The sequence below is a fragment of the Gordoniibacillus kamchatkensis genome (assembly GCF_000829455.1).
Classification (GTDB): domain Bacteria; phylum Bacillota; class Bacilli; order Paenibacillales; family NBRC-103111; genus Gordoniibacillus; species Gordoniibacillus kamchatkensis.
Map to the genome: position 1 here is coordinate 49,693 of NZ_JXAK01000012.1, position 20,816 is coordinate 70,508.

At 59.3% G+C, this 20,816-nt stretch carries 14 protein-coding genes and 2 pseudogenes; 3 read left to right on the forward strand and 13 right to left on the reverse strand.

Annotated elements, in window-relative coordinates:
* Positions 1 to 92: 92 nt before the first annotated feature.
* The gene (locus SD70_RS08890; RefSeq protein WP_041047234.1) at positions 93 to 2,876 is read right to left on the reverse strand and encodes a calcium-translocating P-type ATPase, SERCA-type; all 2,784 of its coding nucleotides are present in this window, start codon (positions 2,874 to 2,876) and stop codon (positions 93 to 95) included.
* A 118-nt stretch (positions 2,877 to 2,994) separates the two neighbouring features.
* The gene (locus tag SD70_RS08895) at positions 2,995 to 4,029 is read right to left on the reverse strand and encodes a phosphotransferase (protein ID WP_041047235.1); all 1,035 of its coding nucleotides are present in this window, start codon (positions 4,027 to 4,029) and stop codon (positions 2,995 to 2,997) included.
* A 362-nt stretch (positions 4,030 to 4,391) separates the two neighbouring features.
* Here SD70_RS08895 and SD70_RS08900 point away from each other — a divergent pair, with 362 nt between their 5' ends.
* Positions 4,392 to 6,140, forward strand: coding sequence for an Rqc2 family fibronectin-binding protein (locus SD70_RS08900; protein WP_041047236.1), 1,749 nt, complete (start codon positions 4,392 to 4,394; stop codon positions 6,138 to 6,140).
* Positions 6,141 to 6,930: 790 nt separating this feature from the next.
* On the opposite strand, the pseudogene SD70_RS08905 reads toward SD70_RS08900, so the two are convergent.
* The 6 genes and pseudogenes from SD70_RS08905 to SD70_RS08930 form a co-directional block, all read right to left on the reverse strand.
* Positions 6,931 to 8,240, reverse strand: a pseudogene (locus tag SD70_RS08905) (UDP-glucose dehydrogenase family protein).
* 16 nt (positions 8,241 to 8,256) lie between these two features.
* Positions 8,257 to 9,147 (reverse strand): UTP--glucose-1-phosphate uridylyltransferase GalU, encoded by an 891-nt coding sequence (gene galU, locus SD70_RS08910; protein ID WP_041047237.1) that lies wholly within the window; start codon positions 9,145 to 9,147, stop codon positions 8,257 to 8,259.
* Positions 9,144 to 10,001, reverse strand: a complete 858-nt coding sequence (locus SD70_RS08915) for a PHP domain-containing protein (protein ID WP_041047238.1) — start codon at positions 9,999 to 10,001, stop codon at positions 9,144 to 9,146. Before SD70_RS08915 ends, galU begins: the two co-directional genes overlap by 4 nt.
* 79 nt (positions 10,002 to 10,080) lie before the next feature.
* Positions 10,081 to 10,992, reverse strand: a complete 912-nt coding sequence (locus SD70_RS08920; protein ID WP_041047239.1) for a selenium metabolism-associated LysR family transcriptional regulator — start codon at positions 10,990 to 10,992, stop codon at positions 10,081 to 10,083.
* A 148-nt stretch (positions 10,993 to 11,140) separates the two neighbouring features.
* Positions 11,141 to 11,578: a hypothetical protein gene (locus tag SD70_RS08925; RefSeq protein ID WP_041047240.1), complete on the reverse strand. Its 438-nt coding sequence runs from the start codon at positions 11,576 to 11,578 to the stop codon at positions 11,141 to 11,143.
* Positions 11,579 to 11,865: 287 nt separating this feature from the next.
* Positions 11,866 to 12,129: a YlbG family protein gene (locus SD70_RS08930; RefSeq protein WP_041047241.1), complete on the reverse strand. Its 264-nt coding sequence runs from the start codon at positions 12,127 to 12,129 to the stop codon at positions 11,866 to 11,868.
* Between the two features lie 45 nt (positions 12,130 to 12,174).
* On the opposite strand from SD70_RS08930, the gene SD70_RS08935 reads away from it, so the two are divergent.
* On the forward strand, positions 12,175 to 13,197 hold the full coding sequence (locus SD70_RS08935) for an asparaginase (protein ID WP_041047242.1): 1,023 nt from the start codon (positions 12,175 to 12,177) through the stop codon (positions 13,195 to 13,197).
* An 87-nt stretch (positions 13,198 to 13,284) separates the two neighbouring features.
* Here the strand turns inward: SD70_RS08935 and SD70_RS08940 are convergent, their stop codons facing one another.
* The 3 genes and pseudogenes from SD70_RS08940 to SD70_RS08950 form a co-directional block, all read right to left on the reverse strand.
* Complete coding sequence (locus SD70_RS08940) at positions 13,285 to 13,731, reverse strand: YlbF family regulator (RefSeq protein WP_041047243.1); 447 nt, start codon at positions 13,729 to 13,731, stop codon at positions 13,285 to 13,287.
* 646 nt (positions 13,732 to 14,377) lie between these two features.
* Complete coding sequence (locus SD70_RS08945) at positions 14,378 to 16,225, reverse strand: helicase-associated domain-containing protein (RefSeq protein ID WP_041047244.1); 1,848 nt, start codon at positions 16,223 to 16,225, stop codon at positions 14,378 to 14,380.
* Positions 16,226 to 16,401: 176 nt separating this feature from the next.
* Positions 16,402 to 18,004: pseudogene (locus SD70_RS08950) on the reverse strand (DNA repair helicase XPB); the annotation flags it as partial.
* 370 nt (positions 18,005 to 18,374) lie between these two features.
* On the opposite strand from SD70_RS08950, the gene SD70_RS08955 reads away from it, so the two are divergent.
* Positions 18,375 to 18,878, forward strand: coding sequence for a thermonuclease family protein (locus SD70_RS08955; RefSeq protein WP_052487202.1), 504 nt, complete (start codon positions 18,375 to 18,377; stop codon positions 18,876 to 18,878).
* An 85-nt stretch (positions 18,879 to 18,963) separates the two neighbouring features.
* Here the strand turns inward: SD70_RS08955 and SD70_RS08960 are convergent, their stop codons facing one another.
* Entirely contained in the window at positions 18,964 to 19,398 is a 435-nt protein-coding gene (locus SD70_RS08960; protein WP_041047299.1) for a CBS domain-containing protein, read from the reverse strand.
* 153 nt (positions 19,399 to 19,551) lie between these two features.
* Entirely contained in the window at positions 19,552 to 20,736 is a 1,185-nt protein-coding gene (locus SD70_RS08965) for a M20 family metallopeptidase (RefSeq protein WP_041047245.1), read from the reverse strand.
* Positions 20,737 to 20,816 lie beyond the last annotated feature (80 nt).

The window sequence follows — 20,816 nt, forward strand, 5'->3', positions numbered from 1 at the left end:
GAGATGCCTAGTCTTGCATAAGCCGTATTTTTAAACCGTTTTATCGATAAAAAATAAAGAAAAGCCGCCCGCAGGCGGCTCTACGCTATCGTTTAGCGCATACTCGGCTTCGCTTTCGCTCCCGTGCCGAACTTCAGCTCCGGCTTGCGCGGCCGGCTCATGACGCTGCCGAAGCCCATGAAGAACGTCGGAATGCCGGCGGCGATCAGCACCATAATCCAATCTTTCCAGCCGAGCGGCACCGTTTTGAAAATCGGCTGCAGCTGCGGCACGTACATAACAGCAAGCATAAGCGCCAGCGACGAAAGCACGGCCAGCACCAAATACAAGTTTTGCAGCGGGTTGCGGTGGAAAATCGAACGCGAGCTGCGGCAGTCGAATACGTGAATGAGCTGCGCCATGACGAGCGTGGCGAAGGCGACGCTCTGCGCGTGCGCCAGATTGTCCGGATTTTGCGGATCGTTCACGAGCGCGATCCAGAACGCAGCCAGCGTGCACAAGCCGATCAGCACTCCCCGCGAGACGATTTTCCAGCCGAGACGGCGGGCGAAGATGTTCTCTTTCGCCGGGCGCGGCTTTTGCGTCATCAAATCTTTCTCCGCCTGATCGACGCCGAGCGCCATGGCCGGCAATCCGTCGGTCACGAGGTTGACCCACAAAATCTGAATCGGCAGGAGCGGCAAAGGCAATCCCGCCATCATAGCGAAAAACATCGTCAATATTTCGCCGACGTTGGAAGCCAATAAATAGCGGATAAACTTCCGGATGTTTTCGTAAATGCCGCGCCCTTCCTCGATGGCGGCGACGATGGTGGCGAAGTTGTCGTCGCTCAGAATGAGCGCCGACGCCTCCTTCGACACGTCCGTGCCGGAGATGCCCATCGCAATGCCGATGTCCGCCGCTTTGATCGCCGGCGCGTCGTTGACTCCGTCGCCGGTCATCGCCACGACGTGGCCCTGCCGCTGCAGCGCCTTAACGATGCGCAGCTTATGCTCCGGCGACACGCGCGCGTACACGTAAATATCGTCGACGCGGCTCTCCAGCTCGCCGTCGTCCATAAGCGCCAGCTGCTGTCCGTTCACGACGATCCCGCCGGACGGCAGCATGCCGAGCTCTTTGGCGATAGCCTCCGCCGTCGTCTGGTGGTCGCCGGTAATCATCACCGTCTTGATTCCGGCTTTGCGGCATTTGGAAATCGCCTCGCGCACTTCCCGGCGCGGCGGGTCGATCATCCCCGCGAGACCTACAAAAACGAGCTGCTGCTCGACATCCTCGTAGCCGTCGCTGCGGTCGGCGGCCCTCAGATCGCGGTATGCGAAGCCGAGGACGCGCAACGCCGCCTTGGCCATCCCTTCATTCGCCGCCATCACTTTCGCCTTCAGCGTCGCCGTGAACGGGATCACTTTGCCTTCCCACATCACATAAGCGCAGTGCTGCAGCAGCACGTCCGGCGCTCCCTTCGTGCATACCATGCGGCCTGCGGCGTGCGAGACGATGACGGACATCCGCTTGCGATCCGAGTCGAACGGAAACTCGTGCGTCCGCTTATACGTATCTTGCAGCGCCTCCGTCGTAAAGCCGGCTTTGGCGCCAAGGACGACGAGCGCGCCCTCCGTCGGATCGCCGCTGATGCTCCACACTTTCTCCGCCGCTTCCTTGCCTTTTTTCTTGCGGCTTTCGGCCTCTTCCTCGCGCAGCTTGGCGTTGTTGCACAGCACCGACACTTGCATCAGCCTCGACAGCATCGGATCTTTGCGCACGTCGAGCTGCACGCCGCCTTTATGTATCGTCCCGTACGGCGAGTAGCCGTCCCCCGTCACTTCCAGCACTTGCCCGCTTGACCACAAGTGGGTGACGGTCATTTTATTTTGCGTCAGCGTCCCCGTCTTGTCCGAACAAATGACGGAGGCGCAGCCGAGCGTTTCGACGGACGGCAGCTTGCGCACGATCGCCCGGCGCTTGATCATCCGCTGCACGCCGAGCGCAAGCGCGATCGTGACGATGGCCGGCAGCCCTTCGGGAATGGCGGCCACAGCGAGCGACACGCCGGCCAGGAACATCGCATAAGGCGGCTGTCCGTGCATAATCCCGGCAACGACGACCATAATCGTAAGGCCGATGGCGATGCCGATCAAAATTTTGCCGAGCTGCTCCAAGCGATGCTGCAGCGGAGTCTGCATCGCATCCGTGTTCTGGATGAGGTCGGCGATTTTCCCCATTTCCGTTTCCATCCCGGTGCGGACAATGACGCCGCGCGCCGTCCCCTGCGTCACCATCGTTCCCATGAAGCCGAGATTGCGCTGATCGCCGAGCGGCACGTCGCCTTCCGGCAAAGCGCCGACATGCTTGGCCACCGGCACGGACTCGCCCGTCAAAGCCGATTCCTCGACGTAGACGCCGTTCGCTTCAATAAAGCGCAGATCGGCGGGAATGCGGTCGCCGCTTTCCAGCAAGACGACGTCGCCGGGGACAAGCTCTCTGGCAACGATCTGATGCAGCTCCCCTTCGCGCAGCACTTTGGCGCTCGGCGCCGACAGCTCCTTCAGCGCGCGCAGGCTGCGCTCGGCCCGGAACTCTTGAATAAAGCCGAGAATGCCGTTCATGAAAATGATCGCGACGATCGTGATGGCGTCCAAATATTCGCCGAGCAGCCCGGAGATGAGCGTGGCCCCCATCAGCACGAGCACCATGAAATCTTTGAACTGGCCTAGAAAAAGCGTAACGGGAGAGACTTTCTTTCCCTCGGACAATTCGTTGCGGCCGCTTCTCTCTTGGCGGCTGCGGGCCTCTTCCCACGGAAGCCCGGAGCGCGGATCGACCTGTTGCGCGTCGAGCGCTTCCTCCGCCGTCATCTGATACCACGTCTTCTGACTCATCGGACTTTCCCTCCCACTGTCATCGTGAACCTGCTTCTCAAGCTATATGTATTCAGACAAGCCGCAAAATATCCCACCGGCCCGTCCGCAGCGCAGGGAGGAAAAATCCGAGGTCCGGTCAGCGTTTGTTCGCTATAGCCTTGGCCATGTCGACGTTCGGTTCGATGCCGTCCCAACGGTTCATGCAGTGATATGCAATCATTTCCAGGTCGTTATCGTCTTGCGCCTTTGCTTTGTTGCGATAAAGAATGTTCATAAGCCAGTCGGTTAAATTTCGAAGATGGCGACGATAGCAGTAAAACCGTATCAAGTCAAAATCGATCGTCACGCGTTGCCCGACTTTGTTCTCGTATTCGGACAAGAAAACGTCGAAGCCGGCTCCTATATAACCGAATAAATCGAACTCCGGCGGCGCGATAATCGCCGCTTCCCAGTCGATGACATACATTTCGCTATCGCGGAGAATGATGTTCCCGCCCCACAGATCGCCGTGGCACAGCACCATGTCCGCGGGACTCGATACGGCTTTGCCGCGAAGTTCACGAACGAGCTTCAGCAGCTTCAAAATAAGCTCCTTCTTCGGAAGCACCAGTTCCCGCAAAGACTGTTTGCTCTCGTTGTCGAACCGTTGTGCGCTTTCAAGCAGCGACAGGCAGCTCTCCAGGTCGGATTGAAAAGAAATATCGTAGCTTTCCTTCGCGAGCAACGCGGGATCCAGATAAGGCGTAGTCCGGCGAATCGCTGCCGTTGTTTTGGCAATGCTCCTAAGAATATCGTCCGAGAAAGGGTAGGCGTCAGCCAGCGTCTCCCCTTCGATATAGTTAAACAGTGCGACCGTAACCTCATGAAACGTTGCATACCATTCGCCGTGCCGGGTTTTGATCGGATACGCGAGATTTTGAAATAGTTTCCGATGATACAGATGCCAGGTTAAAGGCAAGTATCGGCTCAGCCGCTGCGCGCTTTTCCGCTGCCGGTCGTTGTGAAGATCGAACAGCTTCGCGTAAAACCGTTGTCCGCCCCCGCCGTGCACAATGTACGAATAAGCCGAGTCGCCCATCGGGATAAAGTCGATGCTATTGATGTTAATGCCGTATGCTTCGTTGAGCTTGGTCAAAAGCCGGCTGTCTTCGATATGGAATTTTTCTTCCATGCTGCACACCCTTTCCGTTTCCAGCTATCTCCATTATGCACTTATCGAAATGCAGCGGCTACACGGTCAGGCATCGTTTCCACGATTGGCGCTAGACGGAACAAACGGCTGCCCGAGAAAGCGGGGCTGCGCTGCGGATTGTGGGTGTCCGGCATCGCCCACACCCATGTTCCAAGGAGTTGAAACATAAGGTTGGAACACGAGTTCAAAGGCGCACGCTTCGCTCATACGCCTACATTCCCATCCTCCGCTCCGCCTTTCTCGGGCGGCCTGAAATAGCTACTAACCGTTTTCGCCCTTACGTTTTGCCTGAAAATATGGCATTATAGTTAGCAGTCCCACCAAGAACGGAGTTGTCATCATTGGCTTTAGACGGCATAGTCATTCATGCTATCGTGCACGAGCTGCAAGCTTTCGTCGGCGGCCGCATCGTGAAAGTGCATCAGCCCTCGGATCACGATATCGTCATGCAGCTGCGCGCCCAAGGCCGGAACGAACGGCTGCTGTTGTCGGCGAACCCGACTTATCCGCGCCTTCATGTGACCGGGCGCACGTTCGTCAACCCGCAGGAAGCGCCGATGTTCTGCATGCTGCTGCGCAAACATTGCGAGGGCGCCATCATTGAAGCGATCGAGCAGATCGGGCTGGAGCGCATCGTCCACATCCGCGTCAAGCAGCGCGACGAGCTCGGCGACGTCAGCGATAAAACGCTCATAATGGAAATTATGGGCCGGCACAGCAATCTCGTTCTTGCCGATCCCGCAACCGGTACGATTCTGGACGGCATTCACCACGTCACCCCGGCCATTTCCTCTTACCGCATCGTCATGCCGGGAACCGCCTACGTCGCACCGCCCGCCCAGAACAAAACGAATCCGCTCGAGCTGTCGCCCTCGCAATTCGTAAAGCTGTGGAGCGAATCCGCGGAAGGCGGCGAGTCTCCCGAGGCGAAGCTTGTGCGGCTCTTCAGCGGCATTTCGCCGCTGATCGCCAAGGAGACCGTATATCGGGCGCAGCAAACGGCGGCAAGCGCGGAGGAACCGCTATGGACCGCATTCTCTGCGCTGCTGAACGGCGTAAAGGAGCACCGCTATGAGCCCAACGTCGTACTGGACGCCGGCAGCGGGCGAATGGCGTTCTCCGTCGTTCCGCTTACGCACTTGGACGGAGAAGTGACGGCATACGGCACGATCAGCGACTGCCTCGAAGCGTTTTACGGCGAAAAGGCGGAGCGCGATACGGTCAAGCAAAGGACGAGCGACCTGCACAAGTTTCTCGTCAACGAGCTGGGCAAAAACGTCAAAAAGCTCGAGAAGCTGGAAGCGACGCTGGCGGAAGGCCAAGACGCCGACCGCTTCCGCATTCTCGGCGAGCTTCTTAACGCCCATCTGCATACCGTTTCCAAAGGCGACGCGGAGATCGAAGTCGTCAACTTTTACGACGAAGAGCAGCGGCCCGTCCGCATCGCGCTCGACCCGCTTCTGACGCCGTCCGAGAACGCGCAGCGCTACTTTAAAAAATATACGAAAATGAAAAACAGCGTCGCCGTCGTCCAGCAGCAAATGGCCGAAACGGCGGACGAAATCCGCTATCTCAACACGCTGCTGCAGCAGCTTGGCGCCGCTTCGCTCGGCGACATCGAGGAAATCCGCGACGAGCTCGTCGAGCAGGGCTATTTGAAGGACCGCGGACGCAAGCAGCGCGGGCGCAAAAAAAAGCCCGACAAGCCTGCGCTCTCCCGCTTCCGTTCAAGCGAAGGCGTCGACATTTACGTCGGCAAAAACAATACGCAGAACGAATATTTGACGAACCGCCTCGCCGCGCCGTCGGATACGTGGCTCCATACGAAAGACATTCCCGGTTCGCACGTCGTCATTCGCGGCAGCGGGTTCGGCGAGCCGACGCTGCACGAGGCCGCGCTGCTAGCCGCCTACTTCAGCCAAGCGCGCGAATCGAGCCAAGTGCCGGTCGACTACACGCTCGTTCGCTACGTGCACAAGCCGAGCGGCGCCAAACCGGGCTTCGTCATCTACGAACGGCAGAAAACGCTGTACGTCACTCCGGACGAACGTCTGGTGCGCCAATTGGCTGATGCCGGCAAAGCAACGTAAGAAGCTATCGGCGGCTATACGAAGCAGCAGCCGTTGTTGACTGTTGAGGCTTGAACGGCTCATCCGTTGCAAGATGGATGAGCCGTTCAATTTTTCAAAGGCACTGGGTTTGCTGCACCGCCAACCTGCATTGCTCATGGCCGGAAGACCAAGGCGAACGGCAATAAGTTGCGGGAGTCTCCCCCGAATTGAATGCGTGCTCCCGTACAAGCGTTGCTGCATGATTTAGTAAAGCCCATATTCGCAAAAGAGTGACTTTCCGGGCGCTAATTTTAAGCCAAAACGAAAAAAACAGCCGTTGGCGCCCCAAAGGTCGTTTCTTTCGAATTTTCGTCGTTACTTAAGGAATCATCGGTCTTTGTACGATCGTTCGGTCAAAACGGTGCCAAATCGTGACCCCCAAGACGCTCCACAGAGAACCTGTTCGTTAACAAAACGCCTGCCGGAACAATACTGGAACCATTCCACCTTCTTTCCCTCACCGTAGCTTGCCTTCACAGGGACAAAGGCGGCCTGTTAGTCTGCTTCTCCCCAACCTGCGCTGCTCATTGCCGGCTAGCCAAGCGCTCTGCAGTATTTTCGGTAAAGCTGGAAAGTTTTTATCGCCGTTCAGAACGACTTAAACGCCGGGACGGCAAAAAGAGCCGCCCGAGCGGCCCCTTCGAATATTTCCAAACATTTTTGCTGCAGAAGAAAACCTGCAAGGCTGCCGAATGATTGATCCCTCTATCTGACTGCCGCAAACAGCCGTTTCGCCTTAAGAACCCGCGTCGTTGCTGCGGCTGCCCGGTTACGACCTGCCGACGGATACGTATGTGAATCCGAGATCGCGCATGAGACCGGGATCGAACACGTTGCGGCCGTCGACGACGAGCGGCGCCTTGAGCAGCGTCTTCACCTTCGTCAAGTCAAGGCGTCGAATGTGGTCCCATTCGGTCGTGACGATCATGGCGTCCGCACCCGCTACCGCCGCATACGGATCGTCCGTCAGCTCGGCTCCCGGCAGCAGCGATTGCGCACGGCTAACGGCTGCCGGGTCGTAAGCGCGGATACGCGCTCCTTCTTCCTGCAGCATGGCGATAATATCGAGCGCCGGCGCATCGCGCAAATCGTCCGTATTCGGCTTAAAGGCGAGCCCCATAACGGCGAGCGTCGCGCCGCGCACCGAACCGCCGAGCGCCTGCTTCACTTTCCCGGCGAAACGCCGCCGCTGCTGGACATTGACTTCGATGACGGCGCGCAAAATTTTGAAATCATAGTCGACTTTTTCGGCGATTTTCAGCTGTGCCTTCGTATCTTTCGGAAAGCAGGAACCTCCGTAGCCGATGCCGGCGTTCAGAAAATGAGGGCCGATCCGCCGGTCGAGCCCCATACCTTGCGCGACGAGCTGAATATCGGCCCCTACTTTCTCGCAAACGTGCGCCATCTCGTTGATGAACGAAATTTTGGCGGCCAAAAAAGCGTTCGAAGCATATTTGATCAGCTCGGCGCTGGCATTGTCGGCGAACAGCGTGTGCCGGGCGCCGAACGGCTTGTGCAGCGCCGCGATTCGCTCGGCGGCCGCGCGGCTGGCGGCGCCGATCACCAGCCGGTCCATATGGAACGTATCGCCAATGGCCGAGCCTTCCCGCAAAAATTCCGGCACTGACACGATATCGAAAGCCGCCGCAGAAACGCCGCGCTCCTGCAGCCATTCGGCAGCGGAAGCGTGTGTGCCGACAGGCACCGTGCTCTTGATGACGATGAGCTTGTAGTCGCCGATGGCCGGCGCGATTGCGCAAATACGGCGCGCACCTGGCTCATGTCGACATCGCCGCCTTCCAGCGGAGGCGTGCCTACCGCAATCAGGACGATGTCCGACGAACGAACGCCCGCGTGAAGATCGGAGGTGAACGATAGCCTGCCATTCGCCAAGTTGCTCAGCACCATATCGGTAAGTCCCGGCTCGTAAATCGGAACGTCGCCGCGCTGCAGCTTCGCCATTTTATCCGCATCGTTGTCGATGCAGACGACCCGATTGCCGATCTCAGCCAGACAGGCCCCGGTTACAAGTCCGACATACCCGGTTCCGACGACCGCCACTTTTTCCGCCACCGCCATCCCCTCCGCTTCCGGTTTACCTTTTGCTCAGTTTTGCCGCCAGCTCCGTCAAGTAAGCCGTCAAGCTTTCCTGCAAGTCGTCCCGCTGCAGCGCAAGCTCAATCGTCGCTTCAATGTAGCCCAGCTTGTCACCCGTATCGTAGCGCTTGCCTTCGATCGGATACGCGACCATCGGGCGCTTGCCGTTCAAAATGCGGAGCGCGTCGGTCAGCTGAATTTCTCCGCCCCGCCCCGGAGGCAGCGACTCCAAAATGTCGAACACTTCGGGTTCGATAATGTAGCGGCCAATGACCGCCATGTTGGAAGGCGCCTGGTCGCGGCCCGGCTTCTCCACCAAATCGTCGATCGCCAAATACCCGTCTTGGGCAGCGGCCCGCGGCGAGACGATGCCGTACTTGTCAACCTCTTCCCAGGGCACTTCCAGTACCCCGATCACGGACGCGCGGGCACGGTCGTAAATATCGATCATACGGCGCAAGCACGGCGGCTGCGAGCGGATTATGTCGTCGCCGAGCAGCACCGCGAAAGGCTCGTCGCCGATAAACTTGCGGGCGCACAATATCGCATGGCCGAGTCCAAGCGGCTCCTTCTGCCTGATATAGTGGACGTCGGCCAGCTCGGAGACGTTCCGCACCGTTTCCAGCAGCTTCAGGCTGCCTTTCTCCTCCAACATTTTTTCCAGCTCGAACGATTTGTCGAAATGGTCCTCTATCGCTCGTTTGTTGCGTCCGGTCACGATCAGAATGTCTTCGATCCCCGATTCGATCGCTTCTTCCACGATGTATTGAATGGCCGGCTTGTCCACTATCGGCAGCATCTCTTTCGGCTGCGCCTTCGTCGCCGGCAAAAAGCGCGTGCCGAGGCCCGCGGCAGGAATGATTGCCTTGCGTACTGTTGACTTCGTCATTGGCTGTCTCTCCCTCGTCGCTCCATCAATTGCTGAATGATTGCGGCTGAAACCCTTTTTGAGCCAAGCGGCGCATGAAACGGGACGCCGTCGCGAAAGCCGTGAAAATCGGAGCCGGCCGTCACGAGCAGCCCGCAGCGCCCGGCAAGCTCGGCATATTTGCGCTCTTCGTCCGGACTATGGTCAGCATGGAACGCTTCGATGCCGGCAAGGCCTTGTCCGGCGAGACGTTCCACCAGTTCGTCGTCGTCGTACAAGCCTGGATGCGCGAGCACCGGCGCTCCGCCCGCCTCGCGGATCCAGGCGATCGCCGTTTCCGGCGCGATGCGCGGCACGCTCGCATAAGCGGCGGCGCCTTTCGCCAGAAAGCGGTCGAACGCCTCGCTTACCGTCGCAACGTAGCCGCGGCGCTGCATCGCCGCTGCGATATGCGGCCGACCGATCGTGTCGTCGCCTCGCTTCAAAGTGGCCGTCTCGGCTTTTACCTCCGTCATCGTGAGCGGCATGCCGAGCTCGGCCAGCTTCGCCAAAATCAGCTCGTTGCGGCGCTCCCGCGTCTCCCTCAGCTCCTCCAGGCGCGAGAGGAACATTTCATCTTCGATATTCAGCCCGTAGCCGAGAACGTGGATATCTTGGCCGCCGGCGACGGTGCTGATTTCTACCCCGGCCACTACTTGCACGCCGTACTTTGCCCCGGCGGCAACCGCCTCGGCTACGCCCGATACGGTATCATGGTCGGTGATCGCAACCGCCGCCAGCCCCGCTTCGGCGGCCAGCCTCACGTTGTCCGCCGGCGGCTGGGTTCCGTCCGAGGCGGTCGTATGCGTATGCAAATCGGCGAATGAGTCGTTCATCCGTTGTCTCCTTAGCATAATAGAATGGTGTTAATACAGCATAATATTTCCGTTCGGGCTCTGTAAAATTTTTTCCCTGCTACAGCCACTGGCTCAAATCCCGCTCCCGCAAAAACGTTAAAAACGTCACCGCGGAAATAGGCAGCAGCGTCGTCGCCAAGTAGATCGAGTAAAAACTGCGGCGGAAGGCGACTTCTTCGATGTTCAGCACCTTCACAAGACCGAGCGCGACTTCATGCTTGACCGAGGATTGCGACAAAATCGTGATGCCGAGCCCGCTTTCGACCGCCGATTTGACCGCCCCGGTGCTGCCCAGCTCCATGACGATGCGCATCCGCCCGGTGTCAAAGCCGCACCTCTCCAGTTCTTCCTCCATGACGCGCCGCGTGCCGGAGCCTTTTTCCCGCAAAATGAACGGATACAGCAGCACGTCCTCGAATGCCGCCGTATCGCGTTCCGCCAGCGGGTGGCCGGCCGGCACGATCAGCTTCAGCTCGTCGCTCAGCACCGGTTCGGTATGAACGTCGGGATGGTTCACTTGCGCCTCGACCAGTCCGAACGTCAGCTGGTGATTCAATATTTCCTCCAAAATCTGGGTCGTATTCATCACTTTCATCGATACGGAAATGTTCGGATATTCTTTGTTGAACGGACCGAGCAGCCGCGGCAGCACGTACTCGCCGACCGTAAGGCTCGCCCCGAGCTGCATTCTGCCCTCGATCATCGTCGTAAACCGCGACATGGCCGCTTCCGTCTCGCGGACGAGCTCGATGCAGCGCCTTGCATACGGCAGCAGCGCCCTTCCCGCCTCCGACAGCTCGATTTTTTTCGTCGAGCGGTGAAACAGCTTGACGCCCAAATAATCTTCGAGCGACTGCACTTGCATCGTCACCGCGGGTTGCGTCATGTGAAGCGCCGCCGCGGCGTGCGAGAAGCTCCCCTTGTCGGCAACGGTGTAAAAAATGTGCAACTGGTGAAAATTAATCGCCACAGGCGTCCTCCGTCTTCGCGTTTCCCTCATTATACCAAACATTCCTCGGCAAGAGGAAACGGCTTTCCCCCGTCCATACGGGCATTTGTCTTCATTCGCGCAAAAAAAAGCATGCGGCAGGATCGCCCGCATACTCGTTAGTCCGTCGTTATTTGCGCTTGCGGCTGTTTTTCATAAGTGTCATGCGGCGCGAATGCCGCAGCCAAGAGTAATACGTCTTCAGATCGCGCAGCTCGACGTTCTCGGACATGCGCCCGAGAAACGTGACGACGATCATTTTATGGAGCGGGTTGCCGACGAGGTCGATTTCGCCTTCCAGCCCGGAGAATTCGGCGACCATGACGAGATCGTCGTCAATGAGATACACATCTTCCTCATTGCGATAATAAGGGGCGATGCCGCCACTCTTCAGCTTCTCCCATATAAATGCGCTAATGTCCTCGTACCCCGTTTTGTCTTTTTCGACCCGGTCAGCCCAACGCATGCGCGCATGATGGGTGATGACGACGTCGGCCACCCTTTTGTCGCCGAGCACGATATGGAACGGTTCGTACGTGCCCCAGCGTTCGGTCGCCTTGTCTCGCATAGCAGTCAACCCCTCTCATTCGCCGAATGGGTCGTTCAGCCTATTTTCCTGGATTCTGTACTCTTTATTTTACTAAATGTCGAAAAAGATGCCAATAAAAAAATGATTAAAAACGAAGCAAAAATGGCGAAAAAAAGACGAGACTCGTACAGGAGCCTCGTCAGCAGATCACGCATCTTGCGCTGCAGCGATGCAGCAAGAGGAAGGAATTGTAAAATAAATCTGAAGAAATTTTTGTCCGAATTTGTGGAATCCGGTCGAACGACTCCGTATTTGCCAACTGCCGATTACAGGGTGTAAAATCTTGTTTTGTCCGGCATATTACTGTTATATTCGGTCTTGATTTCGTTGCGGTGAGATCGCTCCACCTTTTTCACATACGGCAGTCGCGACAAGTTGCGCACGATTTCTTCCACTCTGTCCGTATTCACGTACATGACGGCGTACTGCATCTTCTTCGATATGTAGTGAAGACTGCCGTATTTGTCCAAGTTGCGAGCCGCTTTCACGTCGTTAACCCAGACGATAAGTCCGCTTCGATCCGTAAACATGAGTCCCCTTCTTTCGCTGTCATTCTGTAGCTGGAGTTGATTTCGATGGTACCCGAAGCCGAACGGCTAGTTGCCGTTACCCGCGGGCCTTTGACCGAATGCGTACATCGCGGCCATGTTGCCGTCGCCGATGCGAACGGCCGTCTGCTCTACTATGCCGGCGACCCCGCGCATGTTACGTTTGCCCGCTCTTCAGCCAAACCGCTGCAGGCGCTGCCCGTTCTCGAATCCGGCGCCGCCGACGCGTTCGCCATGACCGATCCCGAGCTGGCGCTGCTGTGCGCCTCCCATAACGGGGAGGAAACACACGTGCAGACGGCACAAACGCTATTAAGCAAAATGGGGCTCAGCGGCGAGCACCTGCAATGCGGCGCCCATTACCCGTTCCATCGCCAGACGGCGCAAGCGATGCGCCGCCGCGGCGAACAGCCGACGAACCTGCACAACAACTGTTCCGGCAAACATTCCGGCATGCTCGCGCTGGCGCTGATGCTGGGGGCCGATATCGCCGGCTACTTGGCGCCGGAGCATCCGGTACAGCGGCGCATGCTTGCCGCCGTCAGCGAGATGAGCGGCGTCCCCGAGTCGGATATCGCGATCGGCGTCGACGGCTGCGGCGTGCCGGTGTTCGGCATGCCGCTCGCTGCTCTCGCTGCAGCCTACGCCCGCTTCGGCCGCCCGGACGGACAGCCGGAAGCTCGGCGCATTGCGTGCGAACGCCTCATGCGGGCTATTGTGCATCATCCGGACTACCTCGCCGGAGACGACCGTTACGACACTCAGCTCGTACGGGCGACAAGCGGGCGCCTGATCGGCAAAATGGGTGCCGAAGGCGTCTTTGCCATCGCTGTGCCGGAGCGCGGCTGGGGCATTGCCGTCAAAATCGAAGACGGCGCCCAGCGGGCCCTGTATCCGGCGGCGACGGAAGCGCTGCGCCAGCTGGGCTTGCTGTCGGATACGGAACTGGCCGCTTTAGCCAAGTTTCATCGTCCGCTTCAGCACAACTGGCAAGGCACGGAGGTTGGAGCTATCGTGCCTGAGTTTCAGCTGAGACCTGCCGCGGGGTAATCTTGCCTGCGCGTCAAGCCGCTGCGGAACGTCCGCGGCGGCTTGTTTTGCTGCATGGAAGATGTTTGGGTCGCGACCGCCGGTCTATCAGCCGCATTTGCCGCTGCAGCTGCCTCCCGAGGAACAGCCGTGCCCGATAGGCTCCAGCTTGTTGCTCGGCACTTTGATCGATTCCGATACCGATTTGGCGATCGTTTCGGAAACGGAATACAGCAGCTCGTCGAGCCGGTCCTCCGCTTCCTTGTAGCGGGCGACGGAAGGAATGCCGTCCAGCTTCCGTTCGACGGCGCGCACTTTGTCCAGCGCTTCGTGGTAGTTCGGGTGGTAATGGCCGAACCGCTGCGTTTCCTCGAACAGCTCCTTCATCTTTTCCAGCTCGCGGATAAGCCGCTGCGCCTCGGGATCTTGCTCCATAACTTGCTTCCAATATAGAAAATCTGCCGCTTCTTGCGAACGATTGATGAGATCTCCCACTTCGTAGGCTTGCATAAGAATGGCGGCCATGTCGAGCGTCTGCACTTCCATAATGCTCATATATCGTACCATCCTTTTCGCTTGTCCTGTTGAATCTCCTCTATCATATCACATTTTGCCGCGGTTTTCTGCTGTTTTTGGCTGCCTGCGTCAAGACAGCGGCGATTCGTTGCACCTTTGGCTCGGCGCCGTGCTCCGTCTTGACGCCCTGGCGTCAAGACAGCGGCGATTCGTTGCAGGTTAAAGGAACATTGTTCCGTTATTGACCGGTAGAGAAGAAACGGTCAGTGCTTAACGGAACGTAGTTCCGCTATTCGTTCAAAACAAGAGAGTTTTCACCCAAAAATGTGGAAATAGCGTACTCCTATTCCGCTAATTCCGGGAAATATCCGGGAAATTGGCCAATAGCGGAACAAATTTCCGCTAACCGTAAGCAATCGAAAGTCCGCACAAATCAAGTCCTGTGGCTAAGCAAAACCTATTCTAAGACGCTCAGCTCGGAAAACAATCACTGCTCGCAAAACGGAACCCTACCTGATTTTACCATTTTCTTCTGGTTATTGCGAACTATGGAGCTTTTTTCGAACCAACTTCCAATGCACTCGCCATCACCCATTTTAAGGTGCCCTAGCGCGAATCCCGGCGAGCGTTGCGACGCTGCATAGCGGCGGCTGATTCCAGCTAATTCAAGCAGCGTCACACGCCGCTAGTCGTTGACGCCCGGCACGATGAGCTTCATATCGTCCCAGGCGTCGCCGCGGATGCGGATTTCGCTGCCTTGCTCGAGCCCGATGAAGCACCAGCCGTCCCGCTCCTCAAGCAGCCGCTGCGGGGCGACGGTTCGTTCTTGACCGCCCGTCCGCAGCCGCAAAAGGCTCTGCCATTCGATCGCCGTGCGGATCAGCTGCTTGCGCGTCGAGGCATGATACCCCCGGTAATCTTTCCACCACGCGTCAGGGATGCGACGCAAATCCGGCAAAGCGTCGCTGACTTCCGGCAGCTCGGGCTCCAGCTCGCAGCCAAACAGCGGATCCGACGTCTGCAGCAAACCTTTGCCGACCTCGGCGGCGTCGGGCGCAAAAGTGTCCGGAATCGCATCACATTCGGTGTATGCGCCCGTTCCCCGCTGATTAAACGGCCCGATCTCGGTATCCATCTCCAGCACTCCCGGGTATTCGTATGCCCGCCGGCTGGCGGTCTCTCCGCTCTCGCAACGCGGAGACGGAGGGCGCGCCAACGAGCCCCGGCCAGAAGAGGCGGCCCAATGGCGAATCGCTTGCCTGACATTGTCAGGCAGCTCATACATGCCGTACGTTTCCATAAACGTCTCGATTGCATCGGCTGTCCAGCCATTCTCGCACCCGAACTGTATGCTTTCTTTCGTAATACGGTACGTATAAACCTGATCCGTAGCCGCGTGCTCAGCGCAGCACCCAAGCTCCCAGCGGACGGCAGCGGGTACGTCCGGCGGCACGACGATCTCGAAATCGGGCTGCACGTAAAAGCATCCGGACGCCGCGGCGGCGTCCTCGGCGGGGACGCGAAACGCCAACTGGCCGGTCGGGACGGACCGGCCGAGCTCGAGCCAGCCGAGCGCAGCGAGCGGTTCGAGCCACGATAGCGCCGTACGCTCGGCGAGCGGCGCGTCGGTGCCGGCGCCGCTAGCGAGCCAGGCGGCGAGCCGCGGCAGCGCCAGCCATGCGCCGCGCGGCGCATGCAGCGCGGCAGCAGCGGCGTGCTGGCCGAGGGCATCGCCCGGCCACAGCCGCGACAGCAGCGCCGCGCGCAAAGCGGCGAGGCGCCGGGAGCGCGGCAGGCGCAGCCAAGCGCGCAGCCGCTCCGGCGCGAGCCGCAGCGCGCCGCCGTCCGGCGCCAGCAGCGCGAGCCGGAGCGCCGCATCGAGCATGATCGCGGTGCCGGCGTCGTATACGTCGCTATGATCGTACGCTAGTCCGAGCCGCTGCAGCGGCTCGGAACCGGCCGTCTGGAGCAAGCCCCGCAGTGCCTGCATGTGGCGCTTATGAATGGCCCCGGCCTTCGTTAACGCAAGCTCTTGTTTGGCGGCGTACGTCAAAAGCGCAAACAAATCGTCGTCCAAACAGCCGTAACAAGACGTCGTGAGTTCGACCGACTCACCAGGGATGTCTGCCTCGAGCTCGCCGAACAGTACGGATTGCCAAGCGCCGAGTGCGTCGTAAGGCAGCGTGTACAACCGCTCGCCCCACGCTTTGCGCACGGGGACGATGATGCCTGCGGCGCACAACCCAGCCAGTCCGATTCGCAGCGACAAGCCCGGCGCTTCACCGCCTGCCCGCTTGACGAGCGCTGCCTCGTCAAACGGCATATTCGCAAAATGGCTCACAACCGCCATAATCGTGATCCGTTCCGGCCCGCTCAACTTCCCCAATAATGCCCGCACACCTTCTTGAGTTGCATACAGCCGCTCGAGCGAGGCGAGGGGCGCATCGCCGCGCATTTTCCGCAGCAGAGGGTGCCGCTCCAACTGCTGCTGGGCGCGCGGCGGCAGCTTGCGCAGAGCTTCTCTCACCATCATGGAGATTTCCCTCCGGCTCCTAACGGCGCGAGCTGAGATTTGGTCCGGACAGCACCATCCGCCCGTTCCGACGATATAGCCGCCCGCGTATCGCCATCCAACGCTTCCGCCTCGACGATTGGCGTCCGGGCAGTGCCGTCCGCCCGTTCCGGCGGTTTAGCTGCCCACGTATCGCCATACAGCGCATCCGCCTCGACGATTCGGTACGCATAGCCCTGCTCAACCAAAAACAGCTGGCGCTTCATCGTAAACTCCTGCTCCTTCGTATCGCGGCTGACGATCGAATAAAAATGGGCGCTGCCCCCGCCTTGCTTCGGACGCAGCAGACGGCCGAGCCGCTGCGCCTCTTCCTGCCGCGAACCGAAGCTCCCGGACACCTGGATGGCGACGCTCGCATCCGGCAAATCGACGGCGAAGTTGGCCACTTTCGATACGATCAGCACGCGCAGCTGCTCCAAATATTGGCCGATAACGAGCGTCGGTTCGCTCTCGTGTCGCTTCAGCAGCAGCTGCACCACATCCAGCTTAGCGGGATTTTCGCCGGCCAGCCGGAACTGCCGCCGCGCCTCGGCGGCGGCGTAAGCGGTCCGCCGCACCGCAGGCAGCGGCGCAAGCACTTCGGTGCACGTGACGCTGGCGATCCAGCCGCTATGCTCGAGCTGCTTCCAAGGCAGCTCGAAGCGTTTTGGCCCGATCAAGGAAAATACGTCTTCCTCCCTGCCGTCCTCGCGGACAAGCGTCGCCGTAAGACCGAGCCGCCGCGTCGCCTGGATGTCCGCCGTCACCCGGAACACCGGGGCTGGCAACAGGTGCACTTCGTCATAGACGATTAGCCCCCAGTCGCGGCGATTGAACAGCTCAATGTGCGCAAACGGCTCTTCCTTCCCTTTGCGATACGTTAATATTTGGTACGTGGCGATCGTGACCGGCTTCACTTCTTTCGCTTCGCCGGTATATTCGCCGACTTGCTCCGCCGTCAGCTCCGTTTTGTCCAGCAGTTCGCGCTTCCACTGGCGCACCGACGTCACGTTCGAGGTCAGCACGAGCGTAGCGCAGCCAAGCCGGGCCATCGCCGCGATGCCGACGACCGTCTTGCCCGCGCCGCACGGCAGGACGAGCACGCCGCTGCCGCCAAGCTGCGAACCGCCTCGGTAGAACGCTTCCACCGCTGCCTCCTGGTAATCGCGCAGAGCAAACTGCGTCCGTCCGGCCGAAACGGTCCCGGAGCTTAATGCGCAGCGGTTCGCCCGGGTGGTAGCCGGCAATGTCGTTGACCGGCAGCCCGAGCTTGATGAGCTCGCGCTTCAGTTCCCCGCGCGACTCGCGGCGCACCTGAAGCGCGCGCGGCCCTCTCGTTTCGACGATATGCCGCTGCAGCGGCGCGCAGTCGGCAATAGTCCCCAGCACGACCGTATCGTCGCTGACGAGGAGCAAGTCTTCGCCGAGCCGTTCTAGCCGCAGCAAGCCGTAACGACCGACGTAGCGCCGAATGCTTGCGGCCACGCCGGCGGGCAAAGGAAATTTGGCGTAACGCTCCAGCGCGCGTACGATCTCGTCGCTCGTCATGCCGACTGCTGCCGCGTTCCAGAGCGATAACGGCGTCATCCGGTACGTATGGAGATGTTCGGGACTTTTGACCAGCTCGGCGAATGCCGCCAAACAAGCCCGAGCCTGTTCGTAATCGGCATGGTTCGCTTCCAGCAGCACCGTCATATCTTTCCGCACGACTAAGGGGCGTGCCGGATCGTAATGCAAATCATTCGCCTCCTGCCCGGGCATGATGTCACATTTAGTATGAAAGGAAACCGGTTGAAATAAACGTGCCGTCCGTGCTACCTTGGAAGACGGAACAAGAAAAGCTTCTATCGCGGCCTATTCGATGGGGAGCGGCCGTATTTGAGCGGAAGCTTTTCATGCTGCAGAATGCTCTTCGATTCGCTAAAACGAACTTAAACATTCTGAATCGGTAAGAAAAACCGGCCAAGGCCGCCCGCCCGGATGCCCCCCTGTTTCTCGCACGGAATTTGCCCAAGATAGGGCGAAGCGAAATATTTTCTAATGGCGCAAGGAAGGAGCGCACCATGTTTCCCCCGACTAAGCATCGATTCGTCAAAATGGGGCTCATCGTTTCCGCAGCCTCCTGCTCGCTTTGTCCGGCTGCGGCCGGCCCGCCGCAAGCAAGGCGGGGCGCGATACCGCTAAAGTGGAGCGGGTCGTCGATGGCGACACTCTGGAAGTAACGCTGAACGGACATAAAGAAAAAGTGCGGCTGATCGGGATCGATACGCCCGAAACGAAGAAGCCGAACACCCCGGTTATGTACTACGGAAAAGAAGCGAGCGACTTCACGAAAAAAAAGCTTCAGGGCAAAACGGTAGAGCTCGAATGGGACGTCGACCGCAAAGACCGGTACGATCGCTTGCTCGCTTACGTCTGGCTCGAGGGCGAAATGTTCAACCGCACGCTCGTGCAGGAAGGCTACGCCAGAATGGCCACCTTCCCCCCCAACGTCAAGTACGTCGACTTGTTTAAAAAAGACCAGGAACAGGCGCGCAGCCAAGAAAAAGGGCTGTGGAAAAACTACGAAGCCGCGTTCGGCAAACCTCCTTCCGAGGCTGACAGCCGATCCGGGAGCAAGGCAAGCGGCAAATAACAAACAAAAACCCGTCCCCGCCCGAACGAAGCTCGTTGTTGGGCGGGGGCGGGTTTTTGCTATGCGTTCCGATCTCTTCGCGTGTTCAGCCGATGCCGGCCGGATTTTTGTTGACCGAAATATCGCTGAGCGCTTGGCCGGCCGCTTCGTCCGATTTCTCGAAAACGGCGAGGTCGCCGAGCGAGACGACGCCGATAAATTGGCCGTTCTCGCATACCGGCAGACGGCGAATTTGCTTTTGCGCCATCATTTTGGCCGCATCCTGCACGCTGGCGCTCGGCTCGACGCACTGGATGGCTTTCGACATGACTTGCTCTACCGTCGCTGATCCTTCCCTTTTTTCCGCGATGCCGCGGATGACGATGTCGCGGTCCGTCACGACCCCGATCAGCTTGTTGTCCTCGACGACAGGAATAAACCCGGTATCGAATTGCTTCATCTTGACCGCAATCTCGTAGACGTTATCTTTCGTAGTGACCGTCGCACAGTTCGTGCTCATGATGTCCTTGACCGTTTTCATGCGGAAGCCCTCCTTCGGTTGTTGCGAATCCCGCGGCGCACCGTAAGAGCGCACGGCTCCGCGGCGCGCGGCGAATCCGTACACCCGTTAGCGTATCCCGCAAGACGCCCCCGAATGCGGCAGGTGCTACAGGGAATCGGAGCCACTTCCTGCTTAGACGGCTTCCGCGGCTCCGGCAGCATCGAGCGCCATCGCCGCGAGCAAGCTAGCCGCAGTGCGCATTGCCTGCTCGTCGATGTCAAAGCGCGGATGATGGTGCGGATGAACGATGCCTTCCGCCGCGTTGCCTGCGCCGACGAACATGAAGCAGCCCGGCACCTTTTGCAAATAATAGGCAAAATCTTCGCCGGCCATAATCGGCGGCGATTCGTGCACCCGTTCGCGGCCGAACAGCGCTTCCCCGATGCGGCGGAAACGGTCGTAATCGGCGGCATGATTGACGACAGGCGGGTAGCCGAGCTTGTACTCGAGCCGGTACGACGCGCCGTGCATCTCGCACGTATGCCGAACAAGCTCCTCGATCCGGCGCTTCGCTTCCATCCTGACCCCGGCGTCGAAGGAGCGCACGGTCCCTTTCATCGCGCACGTCTCGGCGATAACGTTGAAGCTCGTCCCGGCATGAAAGGAACCGACCGATACGACGCACGGCTCGATCGGGTCGATGTTGCGCGAGACGACGGTTTGCAGCGCGCCGACCAGCTCCGCGCCGATGACGATGCTGTCGACAGTCTGATGCGGCAGCCCGCCGTGCCCGCCTTTGCCGATAATGTCCAGCACGAATTCGTCCGGGGCGGCCATCAAAGGGCCGGGCCGGCAATAAACGTGCCCGGCCGGGAACGGCGTCCACAGATGGACGCCGTATGCGGCATCGACGCCTTCCAGCGCGCCTGCTTCGATCATCGACTTGGCACCGCCCGGATTCATTTCCTCGGCGTGCTGAAACAGAAAGACGATATTTCCTTGCAGCCGGTCGCGTTTCTCCGCCAGTGCCTTTGCCACCCCCAGCAGCGTAGCCGTATGGGCATCATGGCCGCAGGCGTGCATAACGCCCGGCACCGTCGACCTATAGTCGCACGACTTCTCGTCTTGTATCGGCAGCGCGTCCATATCGGCGCGAAGCGCCGCCGTTCGTCCCGGCTTGCCGCCGCGCAGCGTGCCGACCAGGCCGTGCCCGCCGACGCCGCGGCGCACTTCGATGCCCCATGCTTCCAGCTTCTCGGCGACAAATGCCGCCGTGCGCTCCTCATGAAACGACAGTTCCGGATTGCGGTGCAAATAGCGCCGCCACCCGACGATGTCGGGGAATAACTCGTCCAAACGCTCTTCCAAGCCGTCCATGCCGTACCTCCTCAGGGCGGGCTTTCGCCGCTTATTTCCTCCATCTTAGCAGAAAATGGGTTCCGTTTCACCTGGCCGAA